The organism is Bacillus sp. FG16, assembly GCF_057809515.1.
Genome location: NZ_JBMDKC010000372.1, coordinates 1 through 375, shown reverse-complemented (window position 1 = coordinate 375; position 375 = coordinate 1). Strand labels below are relative to the sequence as shown.

At 36.3% G+C, this 375-nt stretch carries 1 protein-coding gene; it reads left to right on the top strand.

All coding sequences use genetic code 11. The annotated features are described in order from the left end of the window. A partial coding sequence (locus ACODS7_RS32800) for an IS66 family transposase (protein WP_488828747.1) occupies positions 1 to 257 on the top strand: 257 nt, incomplete at its 5' end. Between the last annotated feature and the right edge of the window lie 118 nt (positions 258 to 375).

Genomic DNA, 375 nt, shown 5'->3' with positions numbered 1-375 from the left:
AATATGATGACAGAATTCTAGCATTCTTAGAACATCCAGACATTCCATTTGATAATAATCAAGCGGAACGGGATATTCGGATGGCAAAAGTAAAACAGAAAGTGTCTGGGACTTTCCGAAGTAAGAAAGGTGCAGAATCTTTTTGTCAGATACGGAGCTTTATGAGTACCATGAAAAAACAAAAACAATCTGTCTTACAAGCGATAGGCCAGGTTATAGAAACCGGAACGGTTCCTTGGGATAGCACGACTTCATAAGAGAACTTCTCTATTTGATATAGATTCTTTCTCTTATTGGAGTATTTTCTTTTTCATGTTTTCGAATGGAAAACATGTATTTGGCATGCCTTTTTTCCTAATTAAGCTGAGTAGTTAC